General features: G+C 44.0%; 14 protein-coding genes and 2 pseudogenes. 8 read left to right on the top strand and 8 right to left on the bottom strand.

From position 1 onward, the window contains the following. The first annotated feature begins 382 nt into the window (after positions 1–382). The 3 genes and pseudogenes from AB4161_RS01675 to AB4161_RS01665 all read left to right on the top strand — a co-directional run. A complete protein-coding gene (locus AB4161_RS01675; protein ID WP_372082648.1) occupies positions 383–682 on the top strand; it encodes a helix-turn-helix domain-containing protein in 300 nt (99 codons plus the stop codon). After that, positions 660–785 (top strand): annotated as a pseudogene (locus AB4161_RS01670) (transposase); the annotation flags it as partial. The gene AB4161_RS01675 and the pseudogene AB4161_RS01670, both read left to right, overlap by 23 nt. Positions 786–809: 24 nt before the next feature. After that, a pseudogene (locus tag AB4161_RS01665) lies at positions 810–1,184 on the top strand (CsgG/HfaB family protein); the annotation flags it as partial. A gap of 84 nt (positions 1,185–1,268) precedes the next feature. Here the strand turns inward: AB4161_RS01665 and AB4161_RS01660 are convergent. Both AB4161_RS01660 and AB4161_RS01655 read right to left on the bottom strand, forming a co-directional pair. Next, positions 1,269–1,691: a hypothetical protein gene (locus AB4161_RS01660; RefSeq protein WP_372082647.1), complete on the bottom strand. Its 423-nt coding sequence runs from the start codon at positions 1,689–1,691 to the stop codon at positions 1,269–1,271. Positions 1,692–1,822: 131 nt separating this feature from the next. Continuing rightward, the gene (locus AB4161_RS01655; protein ID WP_372082646.1) at positions 1,823–2,701 is read right to left on the bottom strand and encodes a TraB/GumN family protein; all 879 of its coding nucleotides are present in this window, start codon (positions 2,699–2,701) and stop codon (positions 1,823–1,825) included. A gap of 404 nt (positions 2,702–3,105) precedes the next feature. Between AB4161_RS01655 and AB4161_RS01650 the strand changes: the two genes are divergently transcribed. Together AB4161_RS01650 and AB4161_RS01645 are read left to right on the top strand one after the other, a co-directional pair. Further along, entirely contained in the window at positions 3,106–5,757 is a 2,652-nt protein-coding gene (locus tag AB4161_RS01650; protein WP_017071188.1) for a beta-N-acetylhexosaminidase, read from the top strand. 533 nt (positions 5,758–6,290) lie between these two features. Then, on the top strand, positions 6,291–6,983 hold the full coding sequence (locus AB4161_RS01645; RefSeq protein ID WP_017064150.1) for an oligogalacturonate-specific porin KdgM family protein: 693 nt from the start codon (positions 6,291–6,293) through the stop codon (positions 6,981–6,983). 261 nt (positions 6,984–7,244) lie between these two features. On the opposite strand, the gene AB4161_RS01640 is transcribed toward AB4161_RS01645, so the two are convergent. Both AB4161_RS01640 and AB4161_RS01635 read right to left on the bottom strand, forming a co-directional pair. Continuing rightward, positions 7,245–7,685: a DUF411 domain-containing protein gene (locus tag AB4161_RS01640; protein WP_017064149.1), complete on the bottom strand. Its 441-nt coding sequence runs from the start codon at positions 7,683–7,685 to the stop codon at positions 7,245–7,247. Further along, the gene (locus AB4161_RS01635) at positions 7,675–10,488 is read right to left on the bottom strand and encodes a copper-translocating P-type ATPase (RefSeq protein WP_372082644.1); all 2,814 of its coding nucleotides are present in this window, start codon (positions 10,486–10,488) and stop codon (positions 7,675–7,677) included. The genes AB4161_RS01640 and AB4161_RS01635 overlap by 11 nt, the downstream gene beginning before the upstream one ends. 288 nt (positions 10,489–10,776) lie before the next feature. Here AB4161_RS01635 and gltX point away from each other — a divergent pair, with 288 nt between their 5' ends. After that, the gene (gltX, locus tag AB4161_RS01630; RefSeq protein ID WP_372082642.1) at positions 10,777–12,204 is read left to right on the top strand and encodes a glutamate--tRNA ligase; all 1,428 of its coding nucleotides are present in this window, start codon (positions 10,777–10,779) and stop codon (positions 12,202–12,204) included. Between the two features lie 125 nt (positions 12,205–12,329). Here the strand turns inward: gltX and AB4161_RS01625 are convergent, their stop codons facing one another. The 4 genes from AB4161_RS01625 to AB4161_RS01610 form a co-directional block, all read right to left on the bottom strand. Then, positions 12,330–12,863 carry an isochorismatase family cysteine hydrolase gene (locus AB4161_RS01625; RefSeq protein ID WP_240698162.1) on the bottom strand — a complete coding sequence of 178 codons (534 nt, stop codon included), beginning with the start codon at positions 12,861–12,863 and terminating at the stop codon, positions 12,330–12,332. A gap of 46 nt (positions 12,864–12,909) precedes the next feature. After that, a complete protein-coding gene (locus AB4161_RS01620; RefSeq protein WP_372082641.1) occupies positions 12,910–14,307 on the bottom strand; it encodes an FUSC family protein in 1,398 nt (465 codons plus the stop codon). A 284-nt stretch (positions 14,308–14,591) separates the two neighbouring features. Beyond that, positions 14,592–15,098, bottom strand: coding sequence for a hypothetical protein (locus AB4161_RS01615; protein ID WP_017062268.1), 507 nt, complete (start codon positions 15,096–15,098; stop codon positions 14,592–14,594). A 140-nt stretch (positions 15,099–15,238) separates the two neighbouring features. Further along, complete coding sequence (locus AB4161_RS01610) at positions 15,239–16,372, bottom strand: flagellar assembly protein FlgT (protein ID WP_017062267.1); 1,134 nt, start codon at positions 16,370–16,372, stop codon at positions 15,239–15,241. A gap of 192 nt (positions 16,373–16,564) precedes the next feature. Between AB4161_RS01610 and AB4161_RS01605 the strand changes: the two genes are divergently transcribed. Together AB4161_RS01605 and flgP are read left to right on the top strand one after the other, a co-directional pair. Then, a complete protein-coding gene (locus AB4161_RS01605) occupies positions 16,565–17,200 on the top strand; it encodes a FlgO family outer membrane protein (RefSeq protein ID WP_017064137.1) in 636 nt (211 codons plus the stop codon). Between the two features lie 9 nt (positions 17,201–17,209). Next, positions 17,210–17,641 (top strand): flagellar assembly lipoprotein FlgP, encoded by a 432-nt coding sequence (gene flgP, locus AB4161_RS01600; protein WP_017062265.1) that lies wholly within the window; start codon positions 17,210–17,212, stop codon positions 17,639–17,641. Positions 17,642–17,783 lie beyond the last annotated feature (142 nt).

The raw sequence follows: 17,783 nt of genomic DNA, 5'->3' as shown, positions 1-17,783 counted from the left end.
CTTCCCTGAGGATAAATATCGACATATCAATCCCCATAGGATTAAGCAGTAAATGGAAATTACTTTTAATCCTATATTCTTTATTTGAAATCATCTTCACGGCATAAAAAGTGACATCTAAAGAGGTTCATCGCGGATTAGCGGGAACTAGAAACAGAAACGGTAGTAAGTGATATAGTTTACTCGCCAAACAGAAATCATACACAAACTACCGTTTTCATACCTTCCTATCTTTATTCTGTGAAGGCTTTGACATTGTAAAGTTTCATCAGACAGCATCACTGATTATCTGACTATTAAACCTAACTCTGGGGCTAAATGCTTTTGTGGTCTTGAGGCCTAGGCTATCCATGAGTATCAATGGCGTCATGTAAAAGAAGCCATGTTGCTCGGTGTTCCTGTTGAACTTTTCGTTCAAAATCGAAGGATTAAGTGTCGTGACTGCAGCATAAAAACAGAGTCTTTATCTTGGTTAGAGTCTTATGCTCGTATAACGAAGCGCCTAAAAAGCTATATAGAACAACTACTGCCTCTTCTTCTCATTAAACATATCTCCCGGTTAACGAATGTTCATTGGTACACCATTAAAGAGATAGATAAACGCCGACTTAGACAAGTGGTACCGCCAGTGAAATTGGGAGGAGCTAAGGTAACTCGTCATGGACGAGTTCACTATCTTTAAGGGGCATCGGTATGCCACCGTCATTGCTGACGCTAAGACTCGCCAAGTCATTTGGATAAGGTTAGGCCGTAGCCGCAAGGACATACGACCGTTCTTAGAGCAGTTAGGCAAGCATGGAAACAATATCGGTGCGGGTGCCAAGTATCTAGGTATTGGTGGTTCCGGGCAATACAGAATGGATCAAGTCACGGTGAATTTGAGAGCCGTCGATGTTCGAACTGGGCAAGTTCTTTTGAGTGTCACGACGACTAAAACCATTTCCTCCCATGAAATCGGCTTCGGTGCATTTCGCTTTGTTGACTACAAAGAGTTGTTAGAAGTAGAGATGGGCTATAGCCAAAATGAACCGGTCAATATTGCTGGGATGTCTGCTATTGATGCCGCGGTGATTCATTTGATTGTGAAAGGAATGAAGCGTGGAATGTGGTCGCCGAGCGATCCGAATGCATTAGAAAATCCGATTATCGCACGTTATTCCGAAGCGAGTACAGACATACTTTAAGCTACCGAGTAAGCAGCAAAATAGGGCTATGCGGAAAACGGACCTTTCCCTTAGCCCTGTTTTTTTCTTCAAGCAACTCAATGATCAATTCACATCACACGTAATATCTTTTATCGGTGTTTCCGAGGTAACAAAACAAACATACGCTTCCGCTGGCTTATTCGGGCCTATTCGAATGTAACCTGCCTTTATTTCATCTTCATCAAACGTCACCGAGTGAGAGCTTCCCGTTTGGTTGTCGTAAAAGTTTGCTTCAAAATTGTTGTTCATTTGGCTTGCGATACGGTTTCGTGTTGTCGATGTTGTGAATGTTATCGTCGCACATCGCATTGGCGGCTTCTCTGTTATGAGAAATTGCCCACTTTCTTTATCTATCACGCCACCCTTTGTATCTGGCTGAATGTCGATAGCTTGAAATTGTTCTACCGTACAAGTTTCTTTGGCAGACACTACTGTAGGCATAAGGACGGCAAAGGCTAGGGGAAAAGCGAAAAGTACTGGTTTCATTAGAACAACGCCATAGGTAAAAAGAGCGAAAGATAATAGCACTGCAATGGTGCTATTAAATGTAAAGATTCTGTTATTAAGGAAATGCTTTTATAACGAAAACAAAATGAGGTTGAGCATCGTTAGCTTTTTTAGCTAGTCTCAAATTGACATTTGGCTGATTGGCTTTGTGATTGCTGAATGACACTGAAGCCTTTCTTTTCTAATAACTGTATAAGGTTACCTTCTCCAATTAGGTGCAAGGTACCAACTACTATCATGTAGTTCCCTTTAGTCTTAAGCTTCCAATCATTGGAGGATAGTTTGTTTGCCCAGTCTATGTTGCGATCGGTTAAGAATGCTTTCTCAAGTTCAGGCGATATCTCTGACAGTTCTGAGAAGGCTTCCAGCTTCGCTAAATCACCCGCTTTCCAGCTTTCAATCAGGCAATGAACCACGCGATCAGTTTGGTCAAATTCTTCAAGGCTACTGACTAACCACTCTTTACCGTCGTCCTTTTGTTTTGTCATCAGGTCTATTTGGAATTGCAGAGGCTCCAAACTGATAACCGGAACATCTTGGGTAGTCGCTTTGTTCGCTAGCGTCGCATCAACGCCGCTGGCGGAGCCATAACCAAGGTTTTTTAACTGCTGCATTTGTATGGAGAGAGAAGTTGCCCAAGGCGGTGAGCGAAGCAGTTGTTGCGTCGGCATGCCCAATGATTTTGATATGTCGGTTAATAATTGCAGCTGTTCTGTATTGAGTACATCGGCAGTCGTGAGTTTGTTGCGGGGATATACAACGCCATCAGACTTTCTGATATCCGTTTCGATAATTAAGCCATCACTGTTTTTTAGCGCGTCGGTGATCGCCGAAGGAAGGGGGTACATACTCTCGTCTCCAACGTGCACTGAACCTAAGATAGTGAGTGTCAGATTATCCTTTTGTGCTTGCCAATAAAGGGGCTCGGCGACCGCTTGCCTAGCTGAAAAAGCGAGAACGAATAAAACCATGTAGAAGAATGGGCGCAAAGGGAGCTCCTTTAGGAAGTATTAAACTCGTCAAAATCGATTTTGACGTTGTTTTTTAACGGTTTTTTTTGAGAACGATGTCACGTTGTTTGTACGAAAAGTATAACAACACCAAAAAACTCTTAAACCTTTCTCAGTAACAACGACACGATTTTATGAAATCGGTAAAAAAGATTGTGATTCATTTCTCAAATTTTACGTCAAAATTAAAATGACGGAAGTGCCGTTGCTTGTAACTTGATGATTTTATTTAAATTAAATTTATAAAAATTTTTGAGATTTGAAGCCGATCACTTTATTAGCTCGATTTAATTCACGGTGAAAAATAAGCCCATATAGTTTATCTAACTTTCGAAGCGCTCCATTTTGCTTCTTACTCAATTTTTAATTTATGGGTGAATACGATGTTGAAGAGAAACTTACTATCTGTAGCGGTATTGGCTGGCCTAACAGGTTGTGCAGTAACGCAAGCACCAGAACAAAAAGTAGTGAATGCACTGGCTGATAATCTTGATGTTCAGTACGAAATTCTAACTAATCATGGTGCGAATGAAGGCTTGGCTTGTCAGGACCTAGGTGCTGAATGGGCGTCATGTAATAAAGTGAACATGACGCTAACCAATGACGGTGAAGCGATTGACTCTAAAGATTGGAGCATCTACTTCCACAGTATTCGTCTTATTTTAGATGTTGATAATGAGCAATTTAAGATCACTCGCGTTACTGGTGATCTTCACAAGCTAGAACCTACTGAAAAATTTGACGGCTTTGCGGCTGGTGAAGAAGTGGTTCTTCCGTTAACGAGTGAATACTGGCAACTGTTTGAAACTGACTTTATGCCAGGTGCATTCGTGACGGCGCCAAACGCAGAACCTAAGATGATTGCATCATTGAATACAGAAGATGTTGCATCGTTCGTAACTGGTCTAGAGGGTAATAACCTTAAGCGTACGCCTGATGATAATAACGTAATGGCGACAGCGGTGACGCGTTTTGAAAAGAATGCTGATCTAGCAACGCAAGACGTATCAACTACTTTACTACCAACGCCAATGTCGGTAGAAGCCGGTGAAGGTTCAGTTAGCATTGCTGGTGGTATTGCCCTACCTAAAGACGCATTCGACGCTGAGCAATTCGCAGCAATTGAAGAACGTGCAGATGTGGTAAACGTAGATGTGAGTGGCGACCTACCTGTGAGTGTCGCTGTTGTTCCTACTCAGTTTACGGGTGATTTAGCGAAATCTGGCGCTTATGAACTAAGCATCTCGGAAGAGGGGATTGCAATTAAAGCGTTTGATAAAACGGGTGCTTTCTACGCAGTTCAGTCTATTTTTGGCCTAATAGATAGTCAGAACGCTGAATCATTACCACAACTGTCAATTAAAGATGCGCCGCGCTTTGATTATCGTGGTGTGATGGTGGACGTTGCTCGAAACTTCCACTCAAAAGATGCCATCCTAGCAACGCTAGATCAAATGGCGGCATACAAGATGAATAAACTGCACCTTCACCTAACGGATGATGAAGGTTGGCGTTTAGAAATTCCAGGTTTACCAGAGCTAACGGATGTAGGGTCTAATCGTTGTTTTGATTTGGATGAACAAAGCTGCTTACTGCCTCAGCTAGGTTCTGGTCCAACAACAGACAACTTTGGCTCTGGTTTCTTTAGTAAAGCGGATTACGTCGAGATCCTAAGCTACGCTAAAGCGCGCAGCATCGAAGTTATCCCTGAAATTGATATGCCAGCACACGCTCGTTCAGCTGTGGTATCAATGGAAGCGCGTTACACTCGTCTCATGGCGGAAGGCAAAGAAGCAGAAGCGAACGAATACCGCTTGATGGATCCGCAAGATACATCGAATGTAACCACGGTTCAGTTCTACGATAAGCAAAGCTTCATTAACCCATGTATGGAGTCATCAACTCACTTCGTCGATAAAGTAATCTCTGAAGTGGCGGCAATGCACCAAGAAGCGGGCGTACCGCTAACGACTTGGCACTTCGGCGGCGATGAAGCGAAAAACATCAAGTTAGGCGCAGGCTTACAAGATATTAATGCAGAAGATAAAGTGGCTTGGAAAGGCAACATCGATTTGTCTAAGCAAGATAAGCCGTTCCAACAATCACCACAATGTCAGTCATTGATCGCTGATGGTACTGTAAGCGATTTCGGTCATCTACCAAGCCACTTCGCAGAACAGGTTTCTAAGATTGTTGCTGAGAAGGGTATTCCCCACTTCCAAGCATGGCAAGATGGTCTGAAATACAGCGAAGGCGAGGAAGCATTTGCGACCGAAAGTACACGCGTGAACTTCTGGGACGTTCTTTACTGGGGCGGAACTTCATCAGTATACGATTGGTCAGCAAAAGGGTATGACGTGATTGTCTCTAACCCAGACTACGTATACATGGATATGCCATACGAAGTTGATGCAGCTGAGCGTGGTTACTACTGGGCAACACGTGCAACCGATACTCGTAAGATGTTTGGCTTCGCACCAGAAAACATGCCACAAAACGCAGAAACATCATTAGACCGTGATGGCAATGGTTTTACTGGTAAAGGTGAGGTTGAAGCGAAACCTTTCTACGGTCTGTCAGCTCAACTTTGGTCAGAAACAGTACGTACTGACGAGCAATATGAATACATGGTGTTCCCTCGCGTATTGGCAGCAGCAGAGCGCGCATGGCACCGAGCAGATTGGGAAAACGACTACAAGGTTGGTGTTGAATACTCTCAAGAAACTAACTTAGTGAATAAGCAAGCGTTGAACAGCGACTTTAATCGCTTCGCGAATATTCTTGGTCAACGTGAGCTAGCTAAGCTAGAAAAAGCGGGTATTGATTACCGACTACCAGTTCCAGGTGCGAAGGTTGTTGACGGTAAGCTAGCGATGAACGTTCAATTCCCAGGTGTAGAGCTGCAATACTCTGCTGATGGCGAAAACTGGCTAACATACGATGAGCAACAACGTCCATCAGTTTCTGGTGAGACTTACATCCGCTCTATTTCAGAAAGTGGTGAGAAAGTAAGTCGAGTGACCTCAGTTAAATAATCGATAAGCACTATTAGTAGAAGAGCTCCTGACCTTTATCTTATTCAAGATAAAACGGGAGCTCTTTTTGTTTACTGCGAATTAGGTGCATATCCAAAACTGAAACATATAGAAATCGCCTTTGGTAATATCATCAACAATGCACATAAGGTGACTTTAATCCCAAAAGTGACGCGCTTCTCATTATTCTCTTCAAAAAATAAGCCCCCTGTAAAAAACTCTAAATCAGATGTGATTCAACTATCTAGATCTAATTTTTCTTCGTGAAATAACGTGATCCCGATCTGTATATTTTTCCATCTTAAGTTTTTTATCAATTTTTATGTTTTTAAGTTGTTGATTTTAAAGTTTTAAATAACTTGTCTTTTTTTGATAGTGAGAGGGATCACTCTGCTGTCCCTTTTATTTTTAAACGCGAATTAATTCGAGCAACATAGATTTCATGCCAGGGAGGCTACCAACTACTCAAGCGGTGAAGGTGAATGATGTACCGAAGATGTGCCGCTGAAAAAATTAAACTAAGGCAGTTTACTATGAAAAAAATTATCGCTCTAAGTGCTCTTTCTCTTGCTTTCGCTTCTAGTGCTTTTGCTGGTTCTTCTTACGTAACGGGTAACATCCAAATTCATGACGATGGCCGTATCCACGGTTCTGACATGACTTCTACGCTAGAAGCTGGTCACACGTTTGACAACTCTCTAGGCGGCTTCACGGTTTATTCTGAGTTTGATGGTATCCAACTGGGCAAACTTGAATCTGAAAATGGCGGTGCAGGTAATACTACTCCAGGCATCACTGTAGGTGGTGAGCAATCTTTCAACATCACTGACAACCTATGGGTTGCTGCGGGTTACCAACACCTATTCTCTGCAGGCGAAAGCATTCAGTTCCGTCCACTAGTTAAGATCGGTTACAACTTCGACAACGGCATCTCTATTAGTAACCGTACTCGTGCACACATCGATGATACTTCAGCTAATGCTGACACAGACTACCGCATGGATAACCGCATTGCTTACACAGTGAATGCTGACCTAGCGCTTAGCTACAACAACGTATACATGATTGATGCTGAAGCGATGGACCACGAGTTACGTGCAACATGGACTCGTCAAGGTGTTCAACCTTACTTTGAATTCCGTAGCCAAGCTAACGGTGTAGATTTCGCAAACGGCGATTCTAAGCAGAACAACGCATTCGTATTCGGTGCTTCTTACGGCTTCTAAGCTGATTCGCTTGGTTGCTTAGTCTATTAGATTATTAGCCGAGTGAGCTTCTTCGCTAAATAGCTTTTTGCTAAATAGCTTGCTAGCTAATTAGCGAGGGGAACATAGCGGTACTAACAGCCCGGTTGGTGCCGCGACAAGATTTGCTTTACTGTCCAAAAGCAAAGAGCCTAGCAAGTAAACCACAGTCTTGGGTTTACTGAATGCTAGGCTCTATTTTTATGACTTCTTTTTATTGCTGTGTGTTGGTCTGTTTAGGTTCTATTTCCCGTTGTAGTGACGGTATTCAAACACCTGACCTTTTTCATTAAACGCATACACAGAATACTCGTCTTTCTTATCGCCATATTCCATGCCTGGCGAACCCATTGGCATACCCGGAACCGCTAAACCAATCGCATTACGTGGTGGGTTTTCTAGAAAGGCTTTAATGTCATCTGCTGGAATGTGTCCTTCAAATACGTATCCGTCGATCTCTGCAGTGTGGCAAGAGGCTAGCTCTTGTGTTATCCCTAGTTTCTGCTTGATTGGGTTCATATCATCGTGGAGCTTCTCAGTAACATCGAACCCAGCATCTCGCATATGTTCAGTCCATTCTGTGCAGCAGCCGCAGTATGGAGATTTGTGGTTTAGAACATCAGTAGCTAAAGCTTGTCCTGAGATTGCAGCGAGTGCAGTAAGAGTCATAATTTTACGAATCATGGTTAACCTCATGAATATGGTTTTTATTAATATTAGAATGATTTGGTTTGAACAATCTCAGCCTGTTGGCATTGCTTACTACAGTAATTGACGACATCGCCATCGCTGCCCCTGCAACTACTGGACTAAGCAGAAATCCGAAAAATGGGTAAAGCACACCGGCCGCGATAGGAATACCAAGCGAGTTGTAGATGAAGGCACCAAATAGGTTTTGCTTCATATTTCTCACGGTCGCTTGAGATAGCTCGATCGCGTTACTGACAGACAGTGGCGACGAGTTGAGTAGCGTCATTTGCGCACTTTCAATCGCGACATCACTGCCACTGCCCATTGCTATGCCTATATCTGCTTGAGCAAGTGCAGGCGCGTCGTTAATACCGTCTCCGACCATGGCAACACTCTTATATTGCTGTTGCAGCTGAACAATGTGTTGAGCTTTCTGCTCTGGAAGCACTTCTGAAATCACTTCGTCGATACCGACGTTTTTACCTATCGCTTGAGCTACAGAGTCGTTGTCGCCCGTTAATAGCACAGTGTGAATTCCGGCGGATTTTAGTTGAGCAATGGCTTGTGTGCTATCTATTTTTAATGCGTCTGAAATGCCTAATATGCCTACCAGTTTTTGGTCGATGACTACGAAGATTGGCGTCCATGCTTGTGTACGGCAAAGTTCGATAAAGTCACGGCCTATTTGAGTATCAATACCAAGTTGGGTTAGGTATTTAAGAGAGCCGACTTGGACGTGTTTTCCGTTAATGTTGGCTTGTACTCCAAGGCCTCGGCGGTTTTCAAAGTCGCTGTGTGGGAGTGCTGAAACTTCTAGGTTTTCGGCATACTGACAAACGGCTTTCGCAAGTGGGTGTTCTGAACCGACTTCAACCGAATAGGCGTAAGCCAGCAGTTCTTGTTCTGATAGGTTGTGATAAAACGCCTGCTGAACGCTTGGTTTGCCTTGGGTTAGAGTGCCTGTTTTATCAAACACGACAGCATCGATTTTGCTGGCTGATTGCAACACATCGGCGTCTTTGATTAGAACACCAAGCTCAGCGGCTTTACCTACGCCGACGGTAATAGAAAGCGGAGTCGCTAGGCCTAAGGCACACGGACAAGCGATGATCAGCACGGTAGTCGATACCACAAGCATATAACTTGCACTTGGTTGTGGGCCAACAAAAAACCAAACTAGGGCGGCAACAGCTGCGATCGCGACCACAACGGGTACGAACACGGCAGAAATAGAGTCGGCTAGTTTCGCAATCGCAGGTTTGCTGCTTTGTGCTTGGCGAACCATTTGAATGATGCGTGCCAACATGGTGCTTGAGCCAATTCCTGTCGCTTCAATAACTAAGCTGCCATCACCATTAATAGTGCCCGCTGAAACGCCATCACTCATCGATTTAACGTTGGGAAGTGGTTCACCGGTCAACATGGATTCATCGATGTAAGACTCACCCGATACCACAACACCATCAACTGGCACTTTCTCACCCGGTTTGACGCGTACTTGCATGCCTACTTGGATAGCTTCTACAGCAATAGTTTGTTCTTTGCCATCGACAATCACCACCGCTTTTTGAGGTTGTAGGTTAATCAAAGCTTGTAGTGATTTTGTGGTGCGAGCTTTGGCTTTGGCTTCAATGTAGTGGCCCAAAGAAATTAGACCAACGATCATCGCACTCGCCTCAAAGTAGACATGGCGAGAGTCCTCAGGGAACCATGACGGAATCAACACAACTAGCATGGAGTAGAACCATGCTGCGCCTGTACCCAAAGCAACTAACGTATCCATGGTCGCGCGCTTGTGCATCAGTGATTGCCAAGCATTGGTGAAGAAGCTACGACCTGAAGTGGCTAGCAGTACCAAACAGACGACACCGATTAAGCCCCAAGCCAATTGGTCGTTAAATGTAGCAATAGTCATGCTGCCACCAAACAGACCCCACGCCATCAGCGGAGCACCGATAAGCAGCGCGCTTACCGAATTTTTTAGGAAAGCTTTTTGGGTACGAAGTTGTTGTTCTTGCTGTTTTTGTTGTTGAGTCGCCGCGTCATCAACGAACTCTGCACCATAACCTGCGGTTTTTACGGATTCTATTAGCGCGCTTTCGATGACGTCTCGTGTTTTGGAGGTGAAAACCAAGGCAGTTTGTTCTGCGAGATTGATCTGAGCTTGGTCGACAAACTCATTCTTTTTCAGCGCTTTCTCTACCGAAGATACACAACTCGCACACGTCATACCTTCAAGAACAAGGTGATAGGTATATTGGCTAGCTGTGGTTTTATCTTCAGTATCTTCACTCTTTTTATCTGCTTGCTCGTTTTCTGAATCTGAACTAGATAAAAGGTTATTGGCTTCAGAGTAGGGAGCTGCGTGATAACCCACACTTTCGACCAGCTCAATAAGCTCTGATTCTTCAAGTAGAGTAACCAACGATAATTCATCTTTGGTGACTTCTAGATTTGAGGCTTGCTCGGTTTGTTGAAGCGCTTGAGTCAGTTTGTTCACGCACTTACCACAGCTGAGCCCTGATAATGAAAGATGCAGCGAATTACCCATGGAATAACCAAGCGTTGCTAACTGTTCGTTGAGCTGAATGTAACTAAATGGAGTCGAAATATCGATGTAGGTCGGCGATATGTCATTAATCATCGTGCTGTCGAGATCGCTAAACAGTGTGCGAACTTTCTTCGCGCAACCCATGCAATTTAGGCCGTTGAGCGCAGTTGTGTAATGGTTCATATCGATACTCCAATTCTCATCTAGCCCTAACATAAACCTTCCCGTAAGGGTAAGGTCAAACATAAATTCAAGAATTTAATATTTGTTGGAATATTGAGTGATGGAATAGATGAGGTTTATCGCAAGCGTGACGAGAATTTGCCTTTCTAGAGTGTATGACATGGACTTGAGCTATTGGTTTTCTCCTTCTACGATAGCTTTCGTACAAGATCAGCACATTAATCATTCACTACTGATTGTAGATTTAAGCGGTGGTGATAAAATAGCGCCCAAAATTTAGTGATATTTGTCCGTTACAGGCTTTGTAATGGCGAGCACTAAAAGAATCACCTACATAATCAAGGTATTTAAATGACGGTTAAAACTCGTTTTGCTCCTAGCCCAACTGGCTATCTTCACGTTGGTGGTGCACGTACTGCACTTTACTCTTGGCTATTCGCTAAGAACCAAGGTGGTGAATTCGTTCTACGAATCGAAGACACGGACCTTGAGCGTAACTCTCAAGAAGCAGTTGATGCAATTCTAGAAGGCATGAAATGGATGGGTATGGAATGGGATGAAGGTCCTTACTACCAATCTAAGCGTTTTGACCGTTACAACGAAATGGTTGATAAGCTACTTGCTGAAGACAAAGCATTCAAATGCTACGCGTCTAAAGAACTGCTTGATGAAATTCGTGCAGAGCAAGAAGAAAACAAAGAGATGGCTCGTTACGATGCTAACCACCCTAAAATTGTTGCAGCAAACGAAGCAGCAAAAGAAGGCGATGCATGTGTTATCCGTTTCCGTAACCCTAAAGAGGGCAGCGTAGTATTTGATGACCAAATCCGTGGTCGTATTGAAATCGCGAACAGCCAACTTGATGACCTAATCATTCGTCGTACAGACGGTGCACCAACATACAACTTCGTAGTTGTAGTGGATGACTGGGATATGGGTATTACACACGTTGTTCGTGGTGAAGACCACATCAACAACACACCTCGTCAAATCAACATCTATGAAGCACTAGGCGCGCCAGTTCCAACTTTCGCTCACTGTGCAATGATTCTTGGTGATGACGGTGCGAAACTTTCTAAGCGTCACGGTGCTGTTTCAGTAATGCAATACCGCGACGAAGGTTACCTACCAAATGCACTAAACAACTACCTAGTTCGTTTAGGCTGGTCTCACGGTGACCAAGAGATCTTCTCTCAAGAAGAGATGATCGAATTCTTCAGCCTGAACGCTATCAGCAAGTCTGCTTCTGCATTCAACACTGATAAGCTGCTTTGGTTGAACAACCACTACATCAAGACTTCTGAGCCTGAGTACGTTGCTAAATACCTGCAATGGCACCTAGACGCACAGAAGATCGATACAACAAATGGCCCGGCTATCACTGAAGTGATCAAGCTAGTTGGCGAGCGTTGTAACACGCTTATCGAACTTGCTGAGCAATCTCGTTACTTCTACGAAGATTTCTCTGAGTTTGAAGCTGGCGCAGCGAAGAAGCACCTACGTGGTGTTGCTAAAGGCCCACTAGAGCTTGCTCTTGCTAAGGTTGAAGCGCTTGAAGATTTCACGACTGCAAACATCAAAGACGGTGTTATCGCAGCAGTATGTGAAGAGCTAGAGATCGGCATGGGTAAAATCGGTATGCCACTTCGCGTAGCAGTAACAGGCGGCGGTCAGTCTCCTTCTGTTGATGCAGTGATGGAGCTTGTTGGTAAAGAGCGCGTAATCGCTCGCATCAAGATGGCTCTTGAGTTCATTGCTGAGCGTGAAGCTAACGCTTAATCCTATTTCTCTTGTTTGAGATAGAATGTACTTGAGATAGAACGATCATCAGCCGACAGCTTAATTCGCTGTCGGCTTTTTATTGTTTAATGAAAATACGGTCAACGTATTTTAGGACGAGACAGTTATAGCAAGTCTTGAGCTTTTGCTAAAACACTGAGTTTTGGGAATATATTTTGGCAGCTGTGCTGGTGGTTCATCGGGTTCATATCTGCAATCGCATCTTCGACAATCACCACGTTATAACCCAGTTCAAATGCTTGTCTAGCTGTTGATTCGACCCCAATACTTGTTGCTACCCCGGTCAGATAAATATCCGTAATACCTTGCTCACAAAGCTGCTTCTGCAAATCTGTGTTGGTAAATGCACCCCAGGAATATTTGGTTAGATAGCGATAATTAGGGTTTAGGCGCAGGCTTTCGATGACCTCTCCCCATACGATCTTTGATGCGTCAGGCTGAGCCGCTTTATTTTGCAGTTCCGTTCGGCCTTGTGGACGACCGGCTACATTAACAATAATTACGGGTAAATCAGCATCATCAAATGCATCGCAGAGAGCAAGGCTGTTCTCTATGATCGGTCGGGACACGGTTTCCGGTAATTGATCAACGATACCTTGTTGCAGGTCGATAACGACAAGCGCAGAGCATTTACTCATTTTCATTACTTTATGCCTTAGTGGTCTTTGTGTGAGGTTATAGTGGTTAACTTTTACGGTGTATTAAGCGGGTGTAAAAGCGGATGAAAGCCAGTGCAACCATCATATAAATGAGTAGGTTCAAAGGGGTAGTGACGTCATAAACAGGCACAAGTTGCGTTGCGCTCATGGTAATCATTACTAATAGGTTGCCCCCGAGAACTCGATAGACCATCCACTGATTACCAGCGAACAGGCGATACACCATAAAGACATTAACAAAGTAAAATGCCATTAATTGCCATACTTCGGTCATCGAAGGTAACAGCAAAACATACTGAATGAGGAACAGTGACCCAAAGGCTAAGTAGCCAATGGTCCAGTGCTTTATCATTTGCCTAGGCATGTTGCTTAATATCAAGGCGCAAATGGCACTGTTAATGATGAACAGACTTCCCGATGATATTGGTAGATATATCCAGACTAGAATTGCTGAGATGAAGCTCATTGTGCCGACTAACGTATTGCTTAATCGTTGCTGGCTGTTGTCAAGTAATCGGGCAAATAAGCGCTTTTTCTTAAAGTTACCCTGGTAGAATTGTTTGACTGTCTCTGGAAAAGGGGGCTTGTAATCGACATTAACCGATGATGCTTCAATAAAAGCCATAGCCTGGTTAAGTATCGAAAAATCATTGTGATCAACCCCTTGATCATGGGCGTTTTGCAGTAACTGTTTGGCAACCCAGATTGCTTGAGTTTGCTGTTGATGCTTCCACTGCTTTCTGGCAGGCATACGGCCATGCAAATCGGGCAGGCGCATCAGATCGTTCAGCGCTTTGAAGGTCGGGCTTTCAATATTTAACTCGCAGCTCGTGTGTAACTGGAAACGCTGCGCTGAGTCATTGTAAGCGAGTGAATGAATGAGGGTAGACATCGCCTCTAAAACAACACTGACTTCGTTGTTAAAGCGTGTGTCATCATCCTCAGGCCAAACCACGCTATAGATGGTCGTATAGACCACGAAGCCAAGCAGGGTTTCTTGCAGCCTTAGTACCGCAATATTAAATGTAGCTACACCATCAAAGCTGCCAGATATCGCCAGCAGGATGCAGACAATAAATGCCGTAATGTAAGCATAGCCGATGACCGGATCGGAACCCATGTATATACAAATTGCGAGTAACAGTGCGATGTTTGCTAAAAAATAATATCGATCTTGCCCAAAAACAGCGATTAACCAAAGCCCGACAAACGCGCCACAAAGCGTCCCCAACAATCTGAGAATGCCTTTTTTCTTGCCAGCAGTAATAGTATCAGTGATGGCCAATATATTGACCACGATAGCCGCCCAGTAAGGCTTCTCAAGGTTAAAATACAACGCAAGGTAGATAGCTAAACAAAATGCTAGGGCAACCTTTATGGCATTCTTGGCTGGAGTGCTCAGTGACTTTATAATGAGTAGCATAGTGGGGTTTAGCGGCAGAGGGATCGAATACGAGGATATTGCCTGATCTTTTGGTCAGCCTAAACTCTAGTTTGAAGGCCTTGATCCATCAAATATAGCAACTCTATTGCATCGTTTAACATTCAGGGGGAGGGGGGCGATCAGTCACTCTACTTATACGATATTGTTCGATGCTGATAATGATCGATAGATCTTCTAATAGTTAATAGCGATAGAACATCAGGTTTATCGTTCTTCTAAGCTGGCTAGTTGTTCCGATTATTTTAGCGCTGTTGAGAGTATGATTACTTCAGATCGATACTGTTTAGTCGACCCATAAAGATCAGCAGATCAATCACATCTTTGTGGGCATCCAGTAGCGCCCTTTTGGTTTGGCTATAAGCGGCAAGTCTGCCGTGCTTTCTAATGGAGCACACCTTAGTTTTGTATTTGTAGTCGCCGTTTTCTGAGAATACACGCCACTTAGCGATGTAGCATTCGTCGCGGTGTTCAGGATCACTCTGAGTTGGATTTGGTTTGAATACAATTTTGGGTTCTAGACTATGAGGCAGGCGCGTCATCAGGTAGGGCTCTTTGAGGACTTTGGGCCAAAATTTGCCCCATAGCTGTCTGCCCAGTTCATCTCTTAATTTAATGGTTTTCTTCAGTGCTTTGTCTTCACCCATACGAACAAAACCGACCGACCGATGCAACACCGTATCTTCGGGAGTATGAATGTGGATCTTAAAAGCGGTTTTACCTTTCGAGATAAAGCGGTAACCGGTAGCACCAATTAGATTATTCTGACTCATAGTTTGCTAAGTGATGATTATGTTATTAATAAGATTACGCCAAATACTGCAAAACCGAAACTAATACCCATGAAAAAAAATAAAGCCTTAACAAAAGTGCTAAGGCTTTATTAGAAACTGTGAGGCGGGCGTGTCGCTAACTACATGATTTTCTGCATCACATCACCAATTTGAATGCTTCCAGCAAGGCTTGGTTGGTCGATCGTCAGTTCTGCTTCGTTTTCATAAACGCGAGAAACGGTCAGTGTGATATCGCTTTGAGATACCTTATTACGTGGCAAGCCGCGTTGGTCGATAAACGAACCTGTGTGCCACAGTTGCAGTTTGTCACCTTGTTGTACGCCATGCATTCGACCTAAATCAATGGTCACAGTGTTACCAAATACCGCTGCAACCTCTGGAAGGGTGATCTTACATGACACTTCCGATTCTAAGTCCAACATAATATTACGGCTAACACGCAGCATCATGCTGCCGTAGGTTGATGCCCAGAAACGGGCACTGCGGGTGTCGACTTCACTGGTCTTAGCAAATGGCCACTTTGCCACTTCACGATAGCTACGGTTGTAAACCTGATGTCCTGTTTTACCATCGAAGACTTGCATCTCTAACGCAAACTGGCGATTGATGATGTCGTCTTTCAACAGTTTGGACTCGATGGTCGCGGTTAAATCGGTAATGTCGCCACCAATGATGTATTGTGCGCCAGTGTCTTGGGCGATCATCTTGATCACTTCAGGTCGACGTTTGTCGATGTCGTAATTGGTCGTGCCAACGGAAACAAAGCTGCGAGACTCTTGCGCCAGCTGTCGATCTACGACATGACCAAAATCATCACCGATGTTATAGATTCTGCCCATTACAGCTTGCTGTGGGGAAGTCACATCGATGTTGCCGACCAAAAATGTCTTCTTATATTGGCTCTCATGGCAAGCATTTGCCGAAGGATAGATATCGATCCTTGCGGTGATCATTATATTGCCACTGCGTTTTTTCTCTTTTTCTACCAAGATGTAGCGCACTTCATGATTGGTAAATTGAAACTCTTTTTTGTTTGCGTCGAGGTAGGGCGTGAGGTTGGCAATGCTACCAATGTCGGCTCCTGAGAACTGGATCGCTTTATATACCGCGTCTTCCAGAGCATGGACCCTTGCCGTTTCCTCTGACGATACGATGGCTGCGGTACCGGTAACCTCATACCAAGAGGCATGAGCACTGAAGCTTATGGTTATCAGTGAACTTATTGAAAATAAGTAAGAAATTATTTTTTTCATCTATTCGTTACCAGTTGGGTATAAATATTGCTTAACAAATAACTATAAGCTTGAAGCTGACTTAAGTGCGTTTTTCTTAATCTGAACCATTAATGAAAAGCAAAGACTGTTCCAACATTGTAATCCATTGAAAAGAATAATGGTGAGAACATATTGGAACAGGGAGCACTAAACCTATCTGGAGATAAGAGAATGAAAAAATGGCTCGTAGTAATGAGTGTCATGTTGTTGACCTCATGCGCTTATTCGCCGATCTATAACGGCAAGTCTGAATATTCAGGCAGTCAGTTTATGTTGATGGACAGCCCTCGTCATACCATGGATTTTTTTGTGGAAAGTATGACTGAAGATTTGATCATTTCGAATACAAGTATTTCAGCGAGAACGCCAATAGCAATTACTTCGTTTGTGGACCTGCAGCACATGGACACAACGAACTGGCTAGGCAACTCGGTATCAGAAGGTTTCATTCATCAGTTTCAGCGTCGTGGCTTCAAGGTTGTTGATTTCAAAACAACAGGTTCTATTCAAGTGACTCATCAAGGTGACTTTGCGTTAAGCCGCGATTGGAAAGACTTAGCTCAAGAACAAGACGTACAGTACGTACTGACAGGCACTATGCTTCGCCAAGAAGGTGGTGTGTTAGTCAATGCTCGTGTTGTTGGCATGCAAACTCGCATTGTCGTGGCGACGGCACAAGGCTTCTTGCCTGCAGACCGTATTGGTCGTGACCTAGATACTCTAAACAGTATTCGAACTCAAGATGGCGTTATCATTCGTTCTGACCCAACGATCAGCCAGCCTTATACTGTTATTCTTCGCCCTTAGGAGTTCGAGATGAAGAAGTTAATATTTGTTGTTGCCGCTTTACTGCTTGTTGGCTGTCAGCCACTGCAAAACATGAGGCCAGACGACTACTTAGTTGCCGTTGGCTACGCGAGTATCAGTGAGCAGAAAGGACGTAACGATGAAGAAAGACGTATCCGTGCGATGAGAGCTTCTAAGATCGACGCCTATCGTGAACTTGCAGAACAAGTTTACGGTATGCGAGTGAGTGGTCGGGCAGAGTTGGAAGATCAACGCCTTGGTACGGAACGTACTTCTGGTGCGGTTGATGGCGTAATCCGCGGTGCAGAAGTGGTACGCAGCTACCCTGTGGGCGATAGCTATGTTACTGAGCTTCAGCTTGATATCCGTAAGATGGAACAGCTACGTAATTACGGTGAAGTTCAACCTGTACCTGAAAAGAGACAACAAACGCTGTTCTAGCCCAAGGGGCGTCTAGCAATAGGACTATCCAGTTATATTGGCTGCTTTCGTTTTCCAGATGGCGTATCGGCAACCAATAACTAATATGAATGTAAAAGCGGCAAGTATGAAAATACTTGCCGCTTTTTTGGTGCGCCGAGCA

Origin of the sequence: Vibrio sp. 10N.286.51.E5 (assembly GCF_041469125.1) — a bacterium.
In the GTDB taxonomy this organism is placed as follows: Bacteria; Pseudomonadota; Gammaproteobacteria; order Enterobacterales; family Vibrionaceae; genus Vibrio; species Vibrio crassostreae_C.
Note: the sequence above shows the minus strand (reverse complement) of the source record. Positions and strands in the feature narration are given on the sequence as shown.